The sequence below is a fragment of the Salipiger pallidus genome, assembly GCF_014643635.1.
GTDB classification, from domain to species: domain Bacteria; phylum Pseudomonadota; class Alphaproteobacteria; order Rhodobacterales; family Rhodobacteraceae; genus Salipiger; species Salipiger pallidus.
Window position 1 is genome coordinate 397,446 of sequence record NZ_BMJV01000003.1, and the last position, 20,659, is coordinate 418,104.

At 65.7% G+C, this 20,659-nt stretch carries 24 protein-coding genes; 8 read left to right on the plus strand and 16 right to left on the minus strand.

Annotated elements, in window-relative coordinates:
* Window positions 1–148: 148 nt before the first annotated feature.
* Genes def (IEX41_RS09860) through def (IEX41_RS09870) form a run of 3 tightly spaced genes read right to left on the minus strand, consistent with a single transcriptional unit; the run spans window position 149 to window position 1,658 of the window.
* Window positions 149–643 (minus strand): peptide deformylase, encoded by a 495-nt coding sequence (gene def, locus IEX41_RS09860; RefSeq protein WP_188790067.1) that lies wholly within the window; start codon window positions 641–643, stop codon window positions 149–151.
* Window positions 640–1,137: a peptide deformylase gene (gene def, locus IEX41_RS09865; RefSeq protein ID WP_188790068.1), complete on the minus strand. Its 498-nt coding sequence runs from the start codon at window positions 1,135–1,137 to the stop codon at window positions 640–642. Before def (IEX41_RS09865) ends, def (IEX41_RS09860) begins: the two co-directional genes overlap by 4 nt.
* On the minus strand, window positions 1,137–1,658 hold the full coding sequence (gene def, locus IEX41_RS09870) for a peptide deformylase (protein ID WP_188790069.1): 522 nt from the start codon (window positions 1,656–1,658) through the stop codon (window positions 1,137–1,139). The genes def (IEX41_RS09865) and def (IEX41_RS09870) overlap by 1 nt, the downstream gene beginning before the upstream one ends.
* Window positions 1,659–1,778: 120 nt before the next feature.
* On the opposite strand from def (IEX41_RS09870), the gene IEX41_RS09875 reads away from it, so the two are divergent.
* The gene (locus IEX41_RS09875; protein WP_188790070.1) at window positions 1,779–2,954 is read left to right on the plus strand and encodes a MalY/PatB family protein; all 1,176 of its coding nucleotides are present in this window, start codon (window positions 1,779–1,781) and stop codon (window positions 2,952–2,954) included.
* Window positions 2,955–3,172: 218 nt separating this feature from the next.
* Here IEX41_RS09875 and IEX41_RS09880 read toward each other — a convergent pair whose 3' ends face one another.
* From IEX41_RS09880 to IEX41_RS09910, 7 genes are all read right to left on the minus strand, one after another.
* The gene (locus IEX41_RS09880; RefSeq protein WP_188790136.1) at window positions 3,173–3,793 is read right to left on the minus strand and encodes a trimeric intracellular cation channel family protein; all 621 of its coding nucleotides are present in this window, start codon (window positions 3,791–3,793) and stop codon (window positions 3,173–3,175) included.
* A gap of 34 nt (window positions 3,794–3,827) precedes the next feature.
* Window positions 3,828–4,289 carry a ribonuclease HI gene (gene rnhA, locus IEX41_RS09885; RefSeq protein ID WP_188790071.1) on the minus strand — a complete coding sequence of 154 codons (462 nt, stop codon included), beginning with the start codon at window positions 4,287–4,289 and terminating at the stop codon, window positions 3,828–3,830.
* Window positions 4,290–4,359: 70 nt separating this feature from the next.
* Entirely contained in the window at window positions 4,360–4,812 is a 453-nt protein-coding gene (locus tag IEX41_RS09890; RefSeq protein WP_188790072.1) for a DUF3429 domain-containing protein, read from the minus strand.
* Window position 4,813: 1 nt separating this feature from the next.
* Complete coding sequence (locus tag IEX41_RS09895) at window positions 4,814–5,428, minus strand: LysE family translocator (protein ID WP_188790137.1); 615 nt, start codon at window positions 5,426–5,428, stop codon at window positions 4,814–4,816.
* 5 nt (window positions 5,429–5,433) lie between these two features.
* Window positions 5,434–6,384, minus strand: a complete 951-nt coding sequence (gene ispH / locus IEX41_RS09900; RefSeq protein ID WP_188790073.1) for a 4-hydroxy-3-methylbut-2-enyl diphosphate reductase — start codon at window positions 6,382–6,384, stop codon at window positions 5,434–5,436.
* Between the two features lie 85 nt (window positions 6,385–6,469).
* Window positions 6,470–6,916 carry a YqaA family protein gene (locus IEX41_RS09905; RefSeq protein WP_188790074.1) on the minus strand — a complete coding sequence of 149 codons (447 nt, stop codon included), beginning with the start codon at window positions 6,914–6,916 and terminating at the stop codon, window positions 6,470–6,472.
* Between the two features lie 45 nt (window positions 6,917–6,961).
* Window positions 6,962–7,537: a LabA-like NYN domain-containing protein gene (locus IEX41_RS09910; protein WP_188790075.1), complete on the minus strand. Its 576-nt coding sequence runs from the start codon at window positions 7,535–7,537 to the stop codon at window positions 6,962–6,964.
* A 136-nt stretch (window positions 7,538–7,673) separates the two neighbouring features.
* Between IEX41_RS09910 and folK the strand changes: the two genes are divergently transcribed.
* The 5 genes from folK to IEX41_RS09935 all read left to right on the plus strand — a co-directional run bounded on the left by folK (window position 7,674) and on the right by IEX41_RS09935 (window position 12,551).
* Window positions 7,674–8,240: a 2-amino-4-hydroxy-6-hydroxymethyldihydropteridine diphosphokinase gene (gene folK, locus IEX41_RS09915; RefSeq protein WP_188790076.1), complete on the plus strand. Its 567-nt coding sequence runs from the start codon at window positions 7,674–7,676 to the stop codon at window positions 8,238–8,240.
* 76 nt (window positions 8,241–8,316) lie between these two features.
* On the plus strand, window positions 8,317–8,670 hold the full coding sequence (rpoZ, locus tag IEX41_RS09920) for a DNA-directed RNA polymerase subunit omega (protein WP_188790077.1): 354 nt from the start codon (window positions 8,317–8,319) through the stop codon (window positions 8,668–8,670).
* A gap of 51 nt (window positions 8,671–8,721) precedes the next feature.
* Window positions 8,722–10,860, plus strand: a complete 2,139-nt coding sequence (locus IEX41_RS09925; RefSeq protein WP_188790078.1) for a RelA/SpoT family protein — start codon at window positions 8,722–8,724, stop codon at window positions 10,858–10,860.
* A gap of 120 nt (window positions 10,861–10,980) precedes the next feature.
* Entirely contained in the window at window positions 10,981–11,655 is a 675-nt protein-coding gene (locus IEX41_RS09930; protein WP_188790079.1) for a DUF2062 domain-containing protein, read from the plus strand.
* Between the two features lie 41 nt (window positions 11,656–11,696).
* Window positions 11,697–12,551, plus strand: a complete 855-nt coding sequence (locus tag IEX41_RS09935) for a DMT family transporter (RefSeq protein WP_188790080.1) — start codon at window positions 11,697–11,699, stop codon at window positions 12,549–12,551.
* Between the two features lie 118 nt (window positions 12,552–12,669).
* Here IEX41_RS09935 and arfB read toward each other — a convergent pair whose 3' ends face one another.
* From arfB to IEX41_RS09965, 6 genes are all read right to left on the minus strand, one after another.
* Entirely contained in the window at window positions 12,670–13,092 is a 423-nt protein-coding gene (gene arfB / locus IEX41_RS09940; RefSeq protein WP_188790081.1) for an alternative ribosome rescue aminoacyl-tRNA hydrolase ArfB, read from the minus strand.
* Between the two features lie 270 nt (window positions 13,093–13,362).
* A complete protein-coding gene (locus IEX41_RS09945; protein WP_188790082.1) occupies window positions 13,363–14,010 on the minus strand; it encodes a queuosine precursor transporter in 648 nt (215 codons plus the stop codon).
* 88 nt (window positions 14,011–14,098) lie between these two features.
* Entirely contained in the window at window positions 14,099–15,013 is a 915-nt protein-coding gene (locus tag IEX41_RS09950) for an esterase-like activity of phytase family protein (RefSeq protein WP_188790083.1), read from the minus strand.
* Window positions 14,986–15,906: a penicillin-insensitive murein endopeptidase gene (gene mepA, locus IEX41_RS09955; RefSeq protein ID WP_188790084.1), complete on the minus strand. Its 921-nt coding sequence runs from the start codon at window positions 15,904–15,906 to the stop codon at window positions 14,986–14,988. Before mepA ends, IEX41_RS09950 begins: the two co-directional genes overlap by 28 nt.
* Window positions 15,903–17,270, minus strand: coding sequence for an MFS transporter (locus tag IEX41_RS09960; RefSeq protein ID WP_188790085.1), 1,368 nt, complete (start codon window positions 17,268–17,270; stop codon window positions 15,903–15,905). The genes mepA and IEX41_RS09960 overlap by 4 nt, the downstream gene beginning before the upstream one ends.
* Window positions 17,271–17,529: 259 nt before the next feature.
* A complete protein-coding gene (locus IEX41_RS09965; protein WP_188790086.1) occupies window positions 17,530–18,063 on the minus strand; it encodes an acyl-CoA thioesterase in 534 nt (177 codons plus the stop codon).
* Window positions 18,064–18,219: 156 nt separating this feature from the next.
* On the opposite strand from IEX41_RS09965, the gene IEX41_RS09970 reads away from it, so the two are divergent.
* Together IEX41_RS09970 and recQ are read left to right on the plus strand one after the other, a co-directional pair.
* On the plus strand, window positions 18,220–18,504 hold the full coding sequence (locus IEX41_RS09970; RefSeq protein WP_188790087.1) for a YggT family protein: 285 nt from the start codon (window positions 18,220–18,222) through the stop codon (window positions 18,502–18,504).
* Between the two features lie 94 nt (window positions 18,505–18,598).
* Window positions 18,599–20,653, plus strand: coding sequence for a DNA helicase RecQ (gene recQ / locus IEX41_RS09975; RefSeq protein ID WP_188790088.1), 2,055 nt, complete (start codon window positions 18,599–18,601; stop codon window positions 20,651–20,653).
* Window positions 20,654–20,659: the final 6 nt, after the last annotated feature.

Genomic DNA, 20,659 nt, shown 5'->3' on the forward strand with positions numbered 1-20,659 from the left:
CCTGGGAGGGCAGCTTTGCCACCGCCGGGCGCAAGCTGTAGCTGTCGTGAACGGCGGTCTCCCGGGCCATCAGGGCTCGGGGCGCGGCACAATGTGCCGTCGCGCACGCGCAGCTAAATCGACTTCCTGAGTGAACGCCCTGACGAGATCAGCGCTGCTTCTTCGCCCGCTTGATCAACATGTCCCGTTTCACCTTGCTGAGGTGATCGAAATACATCCTGCCGTTCAGGTGATCCACCTGGTGCTGCACCGAGGTCGCCCAAAGCCCGACGAAATCGCGTTCCTCCGTCTCGCCCGCTTCGTTCATGAAGCGCACGGTGACGGCGCGGGGGCGCTCGATGGTGGCCCAGACGCCGGGAAGGTTGGGGCTTGCCTCGTCGTGGCTGCGCATCTTCACCGAGGCATGCAGGATCTCGGGGTTGGCCATGCGTACGGCCTGTCCACGGTCCTCGGAGGCATCCACGACCGCGAGCCGCAGCATGACGCCGATCTGCGGCGCACCGAGGCCGACGCCGGGCATCGCCTCCATCGTGTCGATCATGTCCTGCCAGTGGGCGCGGATGTCGTCGGTGATGGTCTCGACCGGGGCGGCAGCGGTGCGCAGGCGCTTGTCGGGCCATGGGATGCAGGGGCGGGCGGTCATGACTGGCGCTCGTACGCGTGCATGAGGTCAGCGGCATCCTCGGGCGGCATCCGGTCGAAATGCACGAGGCCGTCGAGGTGGTCGTATTCGTGCTGCGCCACCCGCGCCTCGGCGCCTTCAAACCGGCGCTCCACGCGGTTGCCCTGCAGATCCGTGAACACCATGGTCACGGTCTCGGGGCGGGTCACCGGTGCGGTGACGCCGGGGATCGAAAGGCAGCCCTCGTCCATGCGACTGGTTTCCTCGGATACGTCGAGGATCTGCGGATTGATGACCGCAAGCGGGGCCATGTCTCCGTCCTTCCAGCCCGCGTCCATGACGAAGACCCGGACCAGCGAGCCCACCTGCGGCGCGGCAAGGCCGCGGCCGGGGGCATCGTACATGGTTTCGAACAGGTCGGTCACGAGCGCCTCGACCGAGGCGGGGTCGTCTACCTCGGCGCAAGGCTGCTTGAGCCTCGTGTCGGGCCACTTGAGGATGTCGCGAAGGGCCATCAGCCGCGCGCCCGGTCGCGTTTGAGCTTGACCATCTTGCGGGTGATCATCTGGCGTTTCAGCGGCTTGAGGTAGTCGATGAAAAGCTTGCCATCGAGGTGGTCGATCTCATGCTGCACGCAGGTCGCCCAGAGGCCGTCGAACTCTTCTTTCTGAAGGGTACCGTCCGTATCGAGCCACTCGACCTCGACCATCTTCGGGCGTTCCACGTCGGCATACTGATCCGGGATCGACAGGCAGCCTTCCTCGTAGACATTCCGTTCATCCGAGGACGCTATGACACGCGGGTTGAACATCACCAGCGGGCGCGGATCCTCACCGTTGTCCGGCTTGGCACAGTCGAGCACAATCAGCCGCGACATGACGCCGATCTGTGGCGCGGCCAGCCCGATGCCCGGGGCATCGTACATGGTTTCGAGCATGTCCGAGGCAAGCGTGCGCAGATCGTCCGACATATCGGGGACGGGGTCGCACAGCTTTTTCAGCCGGGGGTCGGGGTGGATGAGGATCGGGCGTTTCATGGGCTTCACTTAGGCAAATCCACGTGATTTCGCAAGCGTCGGGGGTTGCACCTGACGACCGTGGCGCTAGCGTTCGCAGACCAACGGCCCAGACCGCATATTTCCAAGGAACATCAACGCATGACCAGCCGCTTCGACGAGGTGATCGACCGCCGGGGAACCCATTCCGCCAAGTGGGACTTGATGGAGCCGATCTACGGCGTGTCCCCCGATGACGGGCTTGCCATGTGGGTGGCCGACATGGAATTCCGCCCGCCTGAGGCGGTTCAGGCGGCGGTTCAGGCGATGGCTGACCACGGGGTCTACGGCTATTACGGCGACGATACCGCCTACCTCGACGCGATCCGCTGGTGGATGTCGAACCGGCACGGCTGGGATATCGAACGTCACTGGATCATGACCACCCATGGCCTCGTCAACGGCATCGGCCTGGCGCTTCAGGCCTATTCGAAGCCGGGCGATGGCATCGTGCTGTTCACGCCCGTGTACCATGCCTTCCATCGGGTCATCAAATCCGCCGGGCGCACGGTGGTGGAATGCCCGCTGGTGGAGAAGGACGGCCGCTACGAGATGGATTTCGGCGCTTACGATGCGCTGATGACCGGCTCGGAGTCGGTGGTGATCCTGTGCTCGCCCCACAATCCCGGCGGCCGGGTCTGGAGCCCGGACGAGCTGCGCGGCGTGGCGGAGTTCGCCAAACGGCATGACCTGGTGCTGATCTCGGACGAGATTCACCATGACATCGTCCTGCCGGGGTACAAGCACACGCCCATGGCGCTGATCGAGGGCATCACCGACCGGCTGGTGATGATGTCGGCCACCACCAAGACCTTCAACATCGCGGGCGCCCACACGGGCAACGTCATCATCGAGGACGAGGCCCTGCGCACGAAGTTCGTAGACGTGATGGCGGGCCTTGGCATGTCGCCCAACAGCTTCGGCCTCAACATGGCGACGGCGGCCTATTCACCCGAGGGCGCGGCCTGGGTCGACGAGATGACCGCCTATATCGACGGCAACCGCAAGATGTTCGAGGCGGCGATCAATGGGATCCCGGGGCTGTCGTGCATGACGCTCGAGGCGACCTATCTTGCTTGGGTGGATTACTCGGGCACCGGCATGGACGAGGCCGAGATCCTGCGGCGCATCGAGGGCGAGGCGAAGATCGCCCCGAACTACGGCCCGGCGTTCGGCAGGGGTGGCGAATCCTGCATGCGGTTCAACATCGCCATGCCACGGGCGAGCATCGTCGAGGCCTGCGAGCGGCTGACAGCGGCCTTTGCCGACCTTCAGTGAGGCGTTGAGACGGGGCAGGGGCTCCGGCGTTGCCGGTATCTACAGAGCCCCCTTGCGCTGGCGTTGCCAGCGGCGCGGCATCGCACCTGTCGTCCCGGCGGTCTGCAGGTTTGAGAGGCGGCAGGGGGCGCTGCACCCTCTTGGCCTGCGGCCAATTCACCCCCGGCGTATTTTTAAAGAGAAGAAGCGGCGAGCTGCGCACTGTCCTGAGAGGGGCATTATCGGCGGGGAGGGCGGCTCTTGTAGGTGGGCAGGCGCCAGTTGGTGCCGATGGCACAGCCACGCAGCACGAAGGTGAGGATCGCCGCGATGAGCGCGGCGCGGTCCGCCAGCATTCCCGTGCCATGGGCCGCCAGCAGCGTGATCGCGCCGCCAAGGGCACAGGTGGCATAGGGTTCGCCCTGCTTGAGCAGAAGGGGTACCTCGTTGGCGACGACGTCGCGCATGAGGCCCCCAAGGCAGCCGGTCATCACCCCCATCACCAGAACGATCGGCCAGCTTTGGCCGCTGTCCATGGCGATGCCCGCCCCCGCTGCCACGGCGAAGGCCAGCGCCGCGGCGTCGAGCCAGACGATGGCGCGGGCGCGGCTTTCCAGCAGGTGGGCGGTGAAGAACACCAGAACCGCCGCCGTGCAGGCCAGGCCCAGGTAGGCGGGATCCGAGATCCACAGGACCTCGCGATCCAGCAGCAAATCGCGCATGGTGCCTCCGCCGAGCGCCGTGAGGCAGGCAAGGAAGGCAAAGCCGACGATGTCGAGCTGGGCACGGCTGGCCACCAGCGCCCCCGTCAGGGCGAAGACGAAGACCGAGGCGTAATCGAGCGCCTCCAGTGGGGAGATCATCAGCGCGTCCAGCGTCATCCCCGGCGCGCCCTTACTTGCCGCCGGGCTTGAAGGGCGCCATGCCGGCGCGGGCCAGCTCGTCCGCGCGTTCGTTTTCCGGGTGGCCGGCGTGGCCCTTGACCCATTTCCACGTCACGTCGTGGCGTTTTTGCGCCTCGTCGAGACGCTGCCAGAGCTCGGCGTTCTTCACCGGCTTCTTGGCGGCGGTCTTCCAGCCATTGCGTTTCCAGCCGTGGATCCAGCCGGTGACGCCGTTCTTCACGTAGGCGCTGTCCGTCACCACGGTGATCTTGCTGTCGCGGGTCAGCGATTCCAGCGCCGAGATGGCGGCCATGAGCTCCATCCGGTTGTTTGTGGTCTCGGCCTCGCCGCCCTTGAGCTCGCGCTCCTTGCGGACGGTGTCGCCATCCATGGCGCGCATGAGAACACCCCAGCCGCCGGGGCCGGGATTTCCGGAGCAAGCTCCGTCGGTGTAAGCGTAGAGTTCGGTCATGGAAGGGCGCTTAGCCAGTGCGGGCGGGGGCCGTCAAGCGGATGCGGGTGCAGGGGGCGAAAGAGAGCGCTCAGAGCACGACCCCGACCATCAGGCAAAGCACCACCGCGGCAGTCATAGGCACCCGCAGGCGCAGCCACCACGCGGGCGCAAGGCCCCAGCGCCAGAACTGCCAGTCTAGCGCCAGCAGCCCGAGGTAGCCGAAAACGAGGTTCATGCCCGCCGACACCGGCCCACCGCCCGCCATCAGGTAGCCCCAGAGCGCCGGGATCACCGACAGGGCGTAACAGTAGGGTGCCAGAGCGGCGGGTGCGCGGGTGGCAAAGCCCCAGAGCACGCCGGACATGAACCCAAGGATCATCACGCCGTAGGACAACTGCAGGTAGGGGCCGACGAAGCGACCACCCAGCAGGTCCAGCATGAGCGCATAGGCGCTGTCATTGAGCAGTGTCATCGCGCTGACCACGAAGGGGATCAGCCCGGCGAGGGCCAGCAGCAGCGGCGTGCGGGGAATGCCGCCCATCTCAGGCGCGTTCCAGTGCGAGGCGCCCGGCGAGGGCCGCGAAGATCGCTGCAAAGGAGCGGTTCAGCCAGTGCATCGCCCGCTCGCTCGACAGCAGGCAGTCTCGGGCATGGGCGGCAAACAGGCCGTAGACCACGAAGACCGCGAAGGTGAGCGCCATGAAGATCGCCCCCAGCAGCACCATCTCGGCGCTCGCGGTGGCAGCGGTGCCGCTCAGGAACGGCGGCAGCAGCGCAAGGAAGAACAGCGACAGCTTGGGGTTCAGCACGTTGAGAAGCGCGCCGCGGGTCGCGATGCGCGGGCCGCTCTCGGTGCGGGCATTGGCCGACACCGCGAGCGTGCCGGTCGACCGCAGCGCCTGAACGGCCAGCCACAGCAGGTAGGCGACCCCGGCCATCTTGACCGTGGTGAAGAGCACCGCCGAGGTGTGCAGCAAGGCCGCAAGCCCAAGGATCGCTGCCGCGAGGTGGGGCACGATGCCGAAGGTGCAGCCCATGGCCGCCCAGAGCGATGCGCGCCGCCCCCGTCCAAGGCCCACGGCAAGCGTGTAAACCACGCCTGCACCGGGGGCGAGCACGACCACCAGCGCGGTCAGCAAGAACTGGGCGGAGATCACGTCGGTCATGCGGGAATCCTCAGCACGCGGGGCACCTTGAACTCCACGTTCTCCTGTGCCGTTTCAACCAGCTTTACCGTCACGTCCCAGCGGGCGCGGAAGGCGTCGATCACCTCGTCGATCAGCACCTCGGGGGCCGATGCACCGGCGGTCACTCCGATCGAGGCGATGCCCTCGAGGGCGCGCCAGTCAATGTTCTCGGCGCGCATGACAAGCTGGCTGTAAGGGCAGCCGGCCTTGCGCGCGACCTCGACGAGGCGGCGTGAATTGGACGAGTTGGGCGCACCGACCACCAGCAGGGCGTCGCAGTCTGGGGCAATGGCCTTGACCGCTTCCTGACGGTTGGTGGTGGCGTAGCAGATGTCTTCCTTGTGCGGGCCGACGATGGCCGGAAAGCGGTCGCGCAGCGCGGCGACGATGTCGATGGTGTCGTCGACCGACAGGGTGGTCTGGGTGACGAAGGCCAGCTGCTGGGGATCGCGGACCTCGACATGGGCGACATCCTCAACGGTTTCCACCAGCAGGACCTCGCCCTCGGGCAGCTGGCCCATGGTGCCGATGGTCTCGGGGTGGCCGGCGTGGCCGATCATGATCATCTGCAGGCCGTTCTCGTGGTGGCGGGCGGCCTCGATATGGACCTTGGACACCAGCGGGCAGGTGGCGTCAACGTAGACCATCTCGCGGCGGGCCGCCTCGGCGGGGATCGCCTTGGGCACGCCATGGGCCGAGAAAATGACCGGGCGATCCACGGGGCAGTCGTCGAGTTCCTCGACGAACACGGCGCCCTGGTCGCGCAGACTGTCGACCACGAACTTGTTGTGCACGATCTCGTGCCGGACATAGACCGGCGCGCCCCATTTCTGGAGCGCCATCTCGACGATCTTGATGGCCCGGTCAACGCCCGCGCAGAAGCCGCGCGGCGCTGCAAGGTAGAGGGTGAGGGGCGGCTTGGTCATGTCGGTCTCCTGCATGTCTCCAGACCTAGGCGCAAATGCCGCGCGAATCCAGAGCAGCGATGGCAGCTTGGGGCACTGGCGGCGTTCAGGCGCCGCTGGTGGCGCGGGCGGTGATCCAGGCCAGCACGATGTACCGGCCGGTCTTGGCAACGGTGACGAGCGACAGGAACAACAGCCAGTGGGTGCGCATCACCCCGGCGATCACGGTGAAGGCATCGCCAAGCGGTGCCCAGCTGAGCAGCAGCGTCCAGACGCCCCAGCGTGCGTAAACACGCTGCGCCCGCTCCAGCTGCCGTTCGCTCACGGGGAACCAGCGGCGGCGGCGGAAACGCTCGAGGCCACGGCCCATCCAGTAGTTCACCACCGCGCCAAGCGTGTTGCCGATGCTCGCCACAATGATGATCAGCACAAGCGGCGCGGTGTTCCCCAGCTGCATGCCGACAAAGACCAGTTCGGACTGGAACGGCAGGATCGTCGCCGCCCCGAAGGCCGCAAGAAACAGGCCGCCAAGCGCGGCAGCTTCGGTCAGCATGTCGGCGGAGCCTCATGCCCGATGCGCCCTTTCGGCCGGGCGATCTCAGTTGCCTCCCGAGGCGACCTCGAAGTTGCGCTCGGCCTGCGGTTCCCGGGGCGGGCGGCCGATGACGTCGCGCAGCTCGTCGAGTTCGATGAAGTTGTCGGCCTGGCGGCGCAGCTCATCGGCAATCATCGGCGGCTGGCTGCGGATCGTCGAGACCACAGAAACGCGCACGCCCTGACGTTGCAGGGAGGCCACCAGCGGGCGGAAGTCGCCGTCGCCCGAGAACAGCACGATGTGGTCGACGCGGGGCGCCAGCTCCATGGCATCGACGGTCAGTTCGATGTCCATGTTGCCCTTCACCTTCCGGCGGCCCTGGCTGTCGGTGTATTCCTTGGCGGGCTTGGTCACCATGGAGAAGCCGTTGTAGTGCAGCCAGTCCACCAGTGGGCGGATCGGCGAGTATTCATCGTTTTCCAGAAGGGCCGTGTAATAGAACGCGCGCACCATCTTGCCGCGGCGCACGAATTCCTGTCGCAAGAGCTTGTAATCGATGTCGAACCCCAGCGCTTTGGCAGCGGCGTACAGGTTCGATCCATCGATGAACAGCGCAAGCCGTTCGTCCTTGTAGAACATCAAAAGTCCTTTCGGCAAAAAAGCGCGCCAGAGTAATCCGTGAGTGAAATTGGATAGCGCAACTGTACTGTGGTGATTAAAGTACTGATCCGCGGGTTAGCAAGCCGCCAAACATACCCGGAAGGATAGCCCGAGCGTGCCAAACGGACAAGAAATCTTGATTGCCCTTGGCGCAAACCTGTCGTCTCCCGCGGGAGACCCTGCAGTGACACTGGATAAAGCGTTACAAGAACTGGGCAGTTATGGCATTCGGGTGCGTCATACCAGCCCGTTTTATGCAACTTCGTGCTTCCCCGCCGGCGCAGGCCCCGACTACGTCAATGCCTGCGCGGCAGCGGAATGCGATCTTGCCCCTGTCGAGATCCTCGAGGCGCTGCACCGGGTCGAGGCCTTGTTTTCAAGGCAGAGGGACCAGCGCTGGGGGGCGCGGAGTCTTGATCTCGACCTGATCGCCATCGGCGACATGGTCCTGCCGGATGCGTCCACGCAGGCGGCCTGGCGTGCGCTACCCCCGGACCGTCAGACGGCCGAGGCCCCGGACCAGCTGATCGTGCCGCATCCAAGGATGCAGGACCGCGCCTTCGTGCTGGTGCCGCTTTGTGACGTTGCGTCGGATTGGCGCCATCCCCTGCTGGCGCTCAGCGCACAGGAGCTTTGTGACGCGTTGCCGCCCGAAGCGCGGGCAGAGGTGGTGCCTCTTTAGGCGAATCGTCCTTGTATTTCGCCTTTGACCGCGTTAAATCATGCCTTTCTGACGGCAACCGATAGGTGATACGCACATGGCCCGCGTGACGGTAGAAGATTGCGTCGACAAGGTTCCCAACCGCTTCGAACTGGTGATGCTTGCAGCACACCGGGCTCGCGAAGTGGCTTCGGGCAGTGCGATCACGGTGGATCGCGACAACGACAAGAACCCCGTCGTCGCCCTGCGCGAAATCGCAGAGGAAACCCAGTCGGCTGACGAGCTCCGCGAGCGTCTGATCGAGAGCCACCAGACCCAGATTGAGGTCGACGAGCCCGAAGACGACAGCATGGCCCTTCTCATGGGGGCCGAGCAGGACAAGCCGGTCGAAGACGACATGTCCGAGGAAAAACTGCTTCGCGCGCTCATGGAGGCGCAAGGCGAAAGCTGAGGCCCGGTTTCTTTGCGGACCGGGAAGACTGCCAGGTAAGGATGGGCGCCGATGATCGCGGCTGAAGACCTGATTGCGCTGGTCCGCAACTACAATCCTCACACCAACGAAGAACTCATCCGCGCGGCCTACGAGTTTGGCCGCGCGATGCATGACGGGCAGATGCGCCATTCCGGCGAGCCCTACTTTACGCACCCTGTCGCCGTCGCTGCCATCCTCACGGAACAGCAGCTGGACGATGCCACGATCATCACCGCCCTACTGCATGACACGATCGAGGACACCCGCGCCTCGTGGCAGGACATCGCCGAACGCTTCGGGCGCGACGTGGCCGACCTCGTGGACGGGGTGACGAAGCTGACCAACCTTCAGCTGTCGAGCTCCGAGACCAAGCAGGCCGAGAACTTCCGCAAGCTGTTCATGGCCATGTCCAAGGACCTGCGGGTGATCCTCGTGAAGCTGGCCGACCGTCTGCACAACATGCGGACGATCAAGGCGATGCGCCCGGAAAAGCAGGTGCAGAAGGCGCGCGAGACCATGGACATCTACGCCCCCCTCGCGGGGCGGATGGGCATGCAGTGGATGCGTGAGGAACTCGAGGATCTGGCCTTCCGCGTGCTGAACCCCGAGGGGCGCGCCAGCATCATCCGCCGCTTCATCACGCTTCAGAAGGAAGCGGGCGACGTGATCCACCGGATTACCGGCGACATGCGTCACGAATTCGAGGTGGCAGGCATCGATGCCGAGGTCTTCGGCCGCGCCAAAAAGCCCTATTCGATCTGGCGCAAGATGCAGGAGAAGGGCCTTGGCTTTTCCCGGCTGTCGGACATCTACGGTTTCCGCGTGATCACCCGCAACGATATGGACTGCTACCGCGCTCTCGGCGTGATCCACCAGCGCTGGAAGTCGGTGCCGGGGCGGTTCAAGGATTACGTCAGCCAGCCGAAATCCAACGGTTACCGCAGCATCCACACCACCGTGTCGGGCCGCGATGGCAAGCGCGTCGAGGTCCAGATCCGCACCCGCCAGATGCACGAGGTCGCCGAAACCGGCGTGGCCGCGCACTGGTCCTATCGCGACGGGCAGCGGGCGGAGAACCCGTTTGCCGTCGATCCCGCGCGCTGGATCGCCTCCCTGACCGAGCAATTTGACGGCGAGGACGACCACGAGGATTTCCTCGAGGCCGTAAAACTCGAGATGTATTCGGACAAGGTGTTCTGCTTCACGCCCAAGGGCGACGTGGTGAAGTTGCCGCGCGGGGCGACGCCGCTGGATTACGCCTATGCCATCCACACCCGCATCGGATCGGGCTGCGTAGGGGCCAAGGTCGACGGGCTGAGGGTGCCGCTCTGGACCCGGCTCAAGAACGGTCAGTCGGTCGAGATCATCACCGCTGAAGGCCAGACCCCGCAGGCCACATGGCTCGACATCGCGACCACGGGCAAGGCCCGCACCGCCATCCGCCGCGCCTTGCGCGAGGCCGGGCGCGAGCGGTTCATCCGGCTGGGCGTCGAACTGGCGCGGTCGGCTTTCGAGCACGTGGGCAAGAAGTCCACCGACAAAGTGCTGGAGCGGGCCGCGCGCACCCTACGGCTCGAGGATGCGGACGAATTGCTGGCCCGACTGGGCAGCGCCGAGCTGACCTCGCGCGAAGTTGTTCACGCGGTCTACCCGGATCTCACGGTCAGTGACGAGAACGCCGTGGACAGCCATCGCGCGGTGATCGGCCTCGAGCCGGGGGTGGGGTTCACCCGCGCCCGTTGCTGTCAGCCGCTGCCCGGAGAGCGCATTGTCGGCATCACCCAGCGTGGCAAGGGCGTATTCGTCCACGCCATAGACTGCGAGTCGCTTGCCGCCTTCGAGGATCAGCCCGACCGCTGGGTTGATCTTCGCTGGGCCGAGGGCAATCATCCGGCAGCCTACGCGGTCAGCCTCGAGTTGACGATCGGACATGCCGCAGGCGTGCTTGGTCGGGTTTGCACCTTGATCGGAGAGCGTCTGGCCAATATCTCGGATCTCGAGTTCGTGGATCGTAAACCAGATTTCTTTAGACTGCGGATGGACGTGGAACTGCGGGATGCGGAGCACCTCCATTCAGTGATCTCCGCACTCGAAGCGGAAAGCGATGTGGCCTCGGTCCATCGCCGCCGCGATGCGACCCTGTCGGCGGTGCCTACCGCAGCGGAATAGGGGCGCCGCGCAGAAGACCCCGGGCCGCCCATGCAGGGTGGCAGCGCAGCTGAGGTGACCGCAGGGTCGCAGAATGAACACAGCGGCGCCTTGCGTCGCAGAACGGACGGATAAGGGCCCTTGGTTTTCAAGCGCCGCGACAAGCGACCTTTCTGGCGTATCGTGCTGGAATTCTTCTGGCCGCGCGGCGGCTGGGCTCGCGCGGCGCGTTATGTTCAGCACCGTCTTCATCGCCTGCCCGACCCGCCGGAAAAGATCGCCCGTGGCGTCTTTGCTGGGGTGTTCACCACCTTCACGCCGTTTTACGGGCTGCATTTTGTCGTGGCTGCCGCGGTGGCCTGGATGGTCCGGGGCAACGTGATCGCAGCGCTGCTGGGGACGTTCTTCGGCAACCCGCTGACCTATGTGCCGATCGGCATCGCCAGCCTGCGCACCGGCTACTGGCTTCTCGACATCGATCGCAGCGCGCCGCATCACCGCAACCTGCTGGAAAGCTTTGCCTACGCGGGCGGCGATCTGAAGGACAACGTGCTGGCGTGGTTTACCGGGGAACCGACCAACTGGTCTCATTTGAACGCCTTTTATCACACGGTATTCTATCCCTACATGATCGGGGGCATCCTGCCGGGCATCATCACGGCGCTGGTGTGCTACTACCTGACCGTGCCGGTGATCCGGGCCTACCAGAACCACCGCAAGGGCAAGCTCAAGGCCAAGCTGGCTGCGCTGGCGGCCAAGTCGGAGAAGCCCGGTGAGCAGGGGCCGGGCAAGGCGCCCCCCGAGCACAAGACCTGAGTTCCGCCCAAATGTGGGCACGGGAGGGGAGGCCCGTTCACATGCGCCTGTTTCTTCTGGTCTGCGTGACCATGTGCGCCTTCGCGGCCAATTCCCTGCTGAACCGTGCGGCGCTGACCTCGGGCGGGATCGACGCGGTGAGCTTTGCCACCCTTCGGCTCGTCGCGGGCGCTTTCATGCTGGGGGCCCTGGTGCTGCTGCGCCACGGGGGGCTGCGGCTTGGCGGGCGTGGGCGGCTGGCGGGCGTCGTGGGGCTCTTTCTCTACATGTATGGCTTTTCGCTGGCCTATGATGGGCTGCCGGCAGGGCTGGGCGCCCTTCTGCTCTTCGGAATGGTGCAGGTCACGATGTTCGTCGGCAGCCTCGTCATGGGTGAAACGATCCCCGCGCGCCGCTGGCTGGGCGCTGCGCTGGCCTTCGCGGGGCTGGCGTGGCTGCTCTGGCCCGGTGGTGAGGCCGCGCCAAGCCTACCCCATTCGGCGGCGATGCTGGCCGCGGGCCTTGGCTGGGGCGTCTATTCCCTTGCGGGGCGGCTGTCCGAGGTACCACTGACCTCGGCGGCGGCGACGATGGTCATTACCGCAGGACTGGGCCTTCTGGTGCAGCTGGGGGCGTGGCCCGTGGGGCTCGCACATGGCGGCTGGGGCGGCGAAGCCATCGCGCTGGCGGTGATCTCGGGGGCGGTGACATCGGGGCTGGGCTACGCGCTGTGGTACACGGTTCTGCCGCGCATCCCCGGCAGCATCGCGGCGGTGGCGCAGCTGACCGTTCCGGTGCTTGCCATGGCCGGGGGAATCGCACTGCTGGGTGAAAGCCTCAGCCCGCGATTCGCCGTATCGGCGGCGCTGGTGCTGGGCGGGGTGGGGCTGTCGGTGCTGCCGAAGCGCCGCGCCTAGCGGGGCGGGCCTGAAGTGTCCCCTTGATGCCTCTGGCTGGTCTGTCCTGCCCCGGCATCGTTTCGGCCCCGTCTGGCCCTGTCTGCCGGGCCAAGGCCATCTGGTCTTGGCGGTCGCCCTAGTTGTCGGGCGCGACCTTGCCGCGCAGGGCCTTGACCTCTCCGCGCTGCTTCTTGCCCGCGAGGCGGCGTTTCTTGGACCCGAGCGTGGGTTTGGTGGGGATGCGCCGTTTCGGCTTTTCCAGCGCCTTGGCGATCAGTTCGGCCAGCCTGTCGCGAGCGATTTCGCGGTTGCGGGCCTGGCTGCGAGTCTCGTCGACCTGCAGGATCACCGCGCCTTCCTTGGTCCAGCGCCGACCCGCAAGCTTGCGCAGGCGGCTCTTCACGGGTGGTGGCAGGTTCGGAGATCGTTCTGCCTCGAACCGCAATTCGACGGCGGACGAGACCTTGTTCACGTTCTGCCCACCCGGCCCGGAGGCGCGGATGAACTGTTCGGTGATTTCCCAGTCCTCGATGCTGATACTGTTGGTGATCTTCAACATGGGCAGGGATGTAGTGCGAAAGGGGCGTCTTGGAAACTGAAATGGGCCGCCCTGCCTGTGGGGCGACCCATTCGAGACGTCAAGGAGGCGGGCCGGTTAGGCAATGCCAATCCTTTGGGAGTCATGCCAGGGACTGCCCTAGCAGGTCTTCCTCCGAACTGTTCCGACACCTCTCTCCAATGTGACTCTAGACACTGGATCACCTCCTTTCAGCTGTTGAAAAACGCATCTTCAGGTTGGCACGGAAACCCGCACCGTCAAAGCGTTTTTTTAGGCCTGTGCCGGGGCGCGCCGTGCAAGTGCCTTCGAAACGATCACGCGGAACGGGATCAGCGCGAGAAGAGCAAGCGAGAGCTTCACCAGCCAGTCCGCGATCCCCAGCGACACCCACAGCGGCACCATCGGGCCAGCGCCCAGCAGGGGCAGGGTTTCCGCGGCCCAGGACACGTCGTTGCCCGGTTCAATGAAGGTCAACGCGCCCGAGAAGGCGATGGAGAAAAATATCGCCGTGTCGAGCGAGCTGCCCACCAGCGTCGAGGCCAGCGGCGCACGCCACCACGCGCCGCCGCGCAGGCGGTCGAACACCGCCACGTCCATCAGCTGCGCCACGAGGAAGGCAAGGCCCGATCCGATGGCCACACGCAGGGTGACGGCGGGGTAGGTGTAGCCGTCGCCCTGCAGCATCACCTGCGTGCCGATGAGCGAGCAGATCGCCCCGACCACAAAGCCCGCAAGCACCACCTTGCGCGCGGCCTGCACGCCGTAGAGGCGGTTCATCACGTCGGTGACGAGGAAGGCGAGCGGATAGGTGAAGGCGCCCCATGTCAGCCACTGGCCGAAGAGGATCTGCACGAGAATGTTCGAGGCCAGCACGATGGCGGCCATGGCAAGGATGCCGGGGATATGCTTGCGCGTCATGATCTATGAACCCGTTTTGGCAAGGTGGCGGGGAACTTGTTCCACCCGTCGGGTGGACCGTGGCGCCCATACGGGCAGATTGGGCCTGTTAGGGCCGTTCGGGATTCGGCGCAAGGGATTCCGGCACGACGTATTCCACCAGCTCCGTGCGCTGGATGGCGAAGAAGTTGTCGTCCGAGATCATCGTCAGCACGATTTGCCCGGCCCCGTCGCGCCAGACGCCGATGCCTTCGAGGTTGTCATGCCGCCATACCGGGCTTTCGAACAGGGTCTCTTCGGCGCCGAAGCCCGTCTCGGTCAGCTCGAAGCGCCGTACCCGGCTGCGGAAGCCAAAGCCGGTAAAGCCACGTTCGAGCAGGTAGAACATCCCATCCGGCCCGATGTCGGCCCCCACGGCAAGAAAGGTGCCGCGGCGTGGGATTGTCGCAAAATCATGCCAGCCCTCTGCGTCCATGCGCCAGACCGGGAAGGGCGTGGCAAGATCGCCGGACTGTTCGGGCAGGGTATAGAGCCGCCCTTCGTTGTCGATGGCCAGCGCCTCGAGCGAGGCGTTGATTTCAAGCCCGCTGAAGTCAGGATGGCGGGGCAATGGGATGGCGCGTTCGGGCGTTTCGAATTCCGCGACGCGGGCGTAGCCCTCGTAGGACACAAAGATACGGCCATCATCGCTGATCGCCAGCCCTTCGGAATCGCCGGCGGCGCCCTTGGGCTGGATGCCCTTGGCGTTTTTCAAAGGGACGATGGGCGATGGATCGATCGCGGCGATACGACCGTTCTCGCGCCGGATCTCTCCGGTGACGAACCATGACCGGTCGCTGATCGCGGTGAAGCGTGCGCCATCCTCGGAAATGTCGAACCCGGAAAACCCGCCGAAAGCGGGATCGTCCCTGGTCCATGTGTAGCTGCCGACGTGATGCGCCTCGCCGCCGCTTGCGGCGGCAGCGAAGGCGAGGGTTCCGGCCAGCAGGGCGCTGGTTACGGCGCCGCGAGGACGGATGCGCATTGTGCCGGCAGGTCTCCCATCACGAGGTCACGTTTGGGCTTGGGCGCCGGTGCGTTGGGATCCGGGGGCGGCGGGTTCAGGATGTTGTTCACCCAGGCCTGCGCATCGGCGCAGCCGTCGCCCGGGGGCGGCGGGGCCTGGTTGACGCAGCCGGTGGCGTCGGGAGGGCAGCTGAGCCGCACGTGGAAGTGGTAGTGGTGACCGTACCATGGCCGGATCTTGCGCAGCCACGACCGGTCGCCCGTCTCGTCGTTGCACATCTGAACCTTGGCGCCGGGGAAGATGAAAATTCGCGCCACCCGAGGATCGGAGGCGGCGGCCTTCAGCAGCTCGTGGTGCGAGCGGGTCCAGTTGTTGTTGGTGAAGGCGCCGGACTGGCGGCGCATGGAGATCGACGAGATGTTCTCTCGCGCGCTGCGGCTGAGGTTCATGTCCGTAGCCGGGCGCAGCCAGATGTCCGCATCGAGCCCGACTTGGTGGCTGGCATGCCCCGAGGTCATCGGGCCGCCGCGCGGCTGGCTCATGTCGCCCACGTAGATGCCGTTCCAGCCGGGCAGTTGCGCCGCCTTGCGGCTGAGGTCCTGCACGTAATCGACGGTGATCGGCAGCGCCCAGTTGCGGTTGCGTGACAGGCGCATGGCCTGCCAGGTGCTGCCGGTTTCGGGAAGCTGCACGGCCCCCGCGGCGCACCCCTTGGAATAGCTGCCATAGGCGGCGGGGGACTGGCCCGAGCCAACGCTTTGCGAACCGAACATCGCCTTGGCGCTTTTGGTGGAAATCGCGCCGGTGACGCGGGGAAGGTCTTCTTCGCTGACTGACGCTACGGGGCGGTCGCCGCCGCAGCCGGTCAATACCGCTGTCGCGAGGGCAAGGGCTGTGATGGTGCGGATCATGCTGCTCGGTCTCCGTCTGGTTGGACCCACGCTAGCAGAACGAGGCCGCCAAGGAAAAGGAAGATCACCGGAAGAAAGCCCAGCTGGTTGCTTTGCGTCCAGAGGGTGAAGAAAGTGATCAGTGCGGGGGCAAGGAAGGCCGTCGCCTTGCCGGTGAGGGCAAAGAGGCCGAACGCCTCGGCGGCGCGATCCGGGTCGGTGTGGCGCACCATCATCGACCGCGACGCGGAATAGAGCACACCGCCTGCGCCGCCGATCACCGCGCCGCAGAGGTAGAAGATGATGTCCGGCAGGGGCGATCCCTCGGGCAGGGGGATCCACAGGATGTGCTCACGCGACATGCCGATGATGATCGTGCTCACCCCGATGAGTAGCCAGACGCAGGTGGTGATGACCGGCTTCGGGCCGATCCGCTTGTCCGCCATCCCGCCCAGCCATGACAGCAGCGCCGCGGCGATGGCGGCAATGATGCCGAAGATGCCGATCTGGGTGATCTCCCACCCCAGCACCAGCCGCGCATAGATCCCGCCATAGGCATAAAGCGCTCCCATGCTGTCGCGGTAGAGCATCGAGGCGATAAGGAAGTTGCGATAGGACCGGCGGTGCGCAAGCTCGGCCAGTGCGGCCTTGAGGTCGCTCATCACCTGTCTCATGCGGACACGGGCGACAGGCGCGCTGCGTGGCTCGCGGTTCCAAAGGAAATACGGGATCAGGAAAACAGCCAGCCAGAGCGCGATGAACGGCCCGACGAAACGCGTGCCCTCGCGCATTTCGGGGTCGAGGCCGAAGGCCGGGGCCAGGGCGATGAGGGTGGTGCCGCTGTCGTTCTCGGCAAAGAACAGCAGCATGATGAACAGCGACACCACGCCGCCCCAGTAGCCGAAGGCCAGCGCCGAACCCGAGATCCGCCCCACCTCGCCCGGTGGCCCCAGCGCGGGGAGGGTGGCATTGTTGAGGTTGAAAGCGCATTCTGACGCGGTGAAACCGACCCAGAACGCCACCAGCGCCAGCATCAGCCCGGTGCCGTCCGGCAGCAGCCCCCAGAGCATCGCGGCGCAGATCACCGCGATGGCGGCAAAGGCGGCGATCCACGGCGTCTTGCGCCCCGAGGCATCGGCCCATGCCCCGAGCACCGGGGCCGACAGCGCGATGAAGATCCCCGATACCGTCTGCGCCGAGGACCACAGCCCCTGCGCCTGCGCCTTGGCCGCATCCTCGGCCATGCCGGTACCGGCGAAGTAGTCCGCGGCGACGGCAGCAAAATAGGGCGAGAAGACGAAGGTCAGCCCCAGAGTGGCATAGGGCTGCTGCGCCCAGTCAAAGAACATCCAGCCCCAGATGCGCCGCTTTGAAACCTGTTCCATGCCGTCCCCGCTGTTTGCGGCGATAGAACAGCGCCGCGCGCGGGCGGGCAAGGGGGATGCATGAACTCCTGCGTCGGGCTGTTGCCCGGGAGCGCCGCATTTCGGCGCACTACGGGACCAGGGCTGCTCCCAATGGCGCCATGACCGAGCCTTGGTGGTGTCACAGCGTCGCCGTCAGGAACGCTCCCTTGCTCCTTGGGCGACCGTCAGTACCAGCGGGCTGCCGCCCGAACGACCGAAACCGTGGCGTCGAGCGGCATCACCTCTCGGGCGGCCAGGGCCGTGCATCCTCGGCGGTGATCCACGTGCTGACCCAGTCGGGCAGGTCTGGCGGTGTTATGTCATGGCCCATCGCCTCCAGCACGTCCCGAGGCGGCACGATCCCCCCGGGGCCGGTGACGGCAGCGCGCAGGACGAGCTGGTTGGCGCATTCGCCGCCGCGCTTCCACATGGTCTGCTCGATATAGAGAAACCGCCGGTCCCAGCCGAGCATGCGGCTGCGCATCTCGATTGTCTCGAAGGGGCGGATGCGGCGGCGGTAGCGCACCACCGATCCCGCTACAGTCAGGCCCCAGCGTCTGTGCCTCAATGTGCCGATCAGCCCCGCGCGCCGCCCAAGCGGCACGCGCCCGAGGTCGAATAGCGTCAGGGTGCGCCCGTTGTTGAGCTCCATCCAAAGGTCGATGTCCCACGGCCAGCAGGTGTGGCGCGACACGTGCACGTCATGCAGCCCCAACGCCGGGGCGTTGCGATATTTCCAGATCTCCTTGGCCATGCGGATGAAAGGGTACATGTGGGCTCCTGCTTTTGGGGCGACAGTGGCTTTGAGGCCGCGCCCGTCAACCACGACCTCGCGGCACACTTGTGCGCGGGGCGCGGGATGCCTACCTCTGGCTCAACCGGGCCGCAGGGGTCCACACATCGGTTCTGAACAGGAGATGACCGGCACATGATGGCAATCTACGGACCACTTCAGCTGATCCTGAGCGTGATCTTCTTTATCATGGTCGTGCACATCATCATGAGCTGGCTTATCAACTTCCAGATCCTCAACCTGCGCCAGCCCATCGTCGCGCAGATCTGGGAGGGCCTGAACCGCCTGCTCGAACCCATGTACCAGCCGATCCGCCGCATCCTGCCGGACACCCGTCCGCTGGACCTTGCTCCGCTGGTGGTGTTCATCATCGTGATCTCGCTGCGCGACTTCATCCTGCCGACGATCTTCTTCGGCTGATCTTTGCCGCGAGGGCGGGCTTGTTCACCGATTCTTAGTGTGAGACTGTTCGAACCAGAGCAGATCTGGTTCGAATTTGCAGGATCACCGCCTTATGCCACGTGACAATGCGCCCGCAGAGGCGCTGCTGAAAGAGGTCTTCGGCTTCGATGCCTTCCGCCCCGGACAGGGCGAGATCGTCGATGCCGTGGCTCGCGGCGACAACGTGTTGGCGATCATGCCGACGGGCGGTGGCAAATCACTCTGCTTCCAGCTTCCGGCGCTGCTGCGCGACGGGGTCACGGTGGTGATCTCGCCGCTCATCGCGCTGATGCGCGATCAGGTGCGCGGCCTACGAGAGGCAGGAGTGGCCGCTGGGGCGCTGACCTCGGGCAATACCGCCGAGGAAACCGATGCCGTCTGGGACCGTCTGCACGATGGGTCTCTGAAATTGCTCTACATTGCGCCGGAACGGCTGGCGAACCCGGGCACACAGCGGATGCTGGCGCAGGCCGGGGTCGCGCTCATTGCCGTGGACGAGGCGCATTGCGTGTCGCAGTGGGGCCATGATTTCCGTCCAGACTACCTGCGCATCGGAGAACTGCGGCGCGATCTGGGCGTGCCGCTGGCCGCCTTCACCGCCACCGCCGATCAGGAAACGCAGGGCGAGATTGTTCAGCGCCTGTTCGACGGGGTGCAGCCGGAAACCTTCCTGCGCGGCTTCGACCGGCCCAACATCCACCTTGCCTTCAGCCCCAAGGACAGCCCCCGCGCGCAGATCCTGCGCTTTGCTGCCGCGCGCAAGGGGCGGTCAGGCATCGTCTACTGTGGCACCCGCAACAAGACCGAAAGCATCGCCTCCGCGTTGCGCCAGGAGGGGCACAGCGCCTGTCATTATCACGGCGGCATGGACGCGGACGACCGCCGTCATGTCGAGGAACGCTTTGCCACCGAGGACGGGCTGATCGTGGTCGCCACCGTCGCCTTCGGCATGGGCGTCGACAAGCCGGACATCCGCTGGGTCGCCCACGCCGACCTGCCCAAGAGCATCGAGGCCTATTACCAGGAGATCGGCCGCGCCGGGCGCGACGGCGCCCCCGCCGAGACCATGACCCTTTACGGCCCCGAGGACATCCGCCTGCGCCGCGCCCAGATCGACGAGGGCAACGCCCCGCCCGAACGGCGCGATGCCGACCACGGGCGGCTCAACGCGCTGCTGGGGCTGGCCGAGGCGCTTGGCTGTCGCCGCCAGCAGTTGCTGCGCTATTTCGGCGAAACCTCCGAGCCCTGCGGGAATTGCGATCTGTGCGACAAGCCCCCCAGCCTCTTCGACGGGACCGAAGCGGTGCGCAAGGCGCTCTCGGCGGCGCTGCGCACGGGCGAAAGTTTCGGGATGGGGCACCTCGTGGACATCCTCATAGGCAATGAGACCGACAAGGTGCGCCAGCGCGGACACGACAAGCTGCCCACCTTCGGCGTCGGGCGCGAGCTGAAACGCGGCCAGTGGCAGGCGGTGTTCCGTCAGATGATGGGCTTTGACCTCGTGCGCCCGGATGCGGACCGCCACGGCGCTCTGGTGATGACTGACGCCGCCGTGCCGATCCTCAAGGGCGAGGAGCAGATCACCCTGCGCCGCGACATGATCGACCGCGCCACCGACCGCCGCCCTCAGGTCAAGACGCTGGTCTCGGATGAGGACGAGCCGCTGCTGTCTGCGCTGAAAGCCAAGCGCCGGTCGCTGGCGGAGACCGCGTCGCTGCCGGCCTATATGATCTTTCCCGACCGCACACTCATCGAGATGGCCGAAAAACGTCCCGAGAGTCTTGATGCGATGGCGCGCATCAATGGCGTCGGTGCAAAGAAGCTGGAACGCTACGGCACGGAGTTCCTGTCGGTCATTACCGGCGCCCGCGAAGAGGTGCATCCCACCCGCATGAAGCTGGCCGCACGCGGTGCGGGGGATGTCTACGATGCGCTGATGCAGGCGCAGGCGGGGCTGGCGCGCGGGGTGGATGGCACGGAAAAGCCGCTGTCCTGCTCTGCCTCTCTGCTGGCCAAGGTGGCACAGATGCGCAGCGATCGTCCGGACGAGCTGGAGCGCCTGCTTGGAGAGCGCCGCTATGAGCGGTTCGGCCACGCGTTTCTGGACGTTCTCGCCTCGGCAGACTAAGTCCCG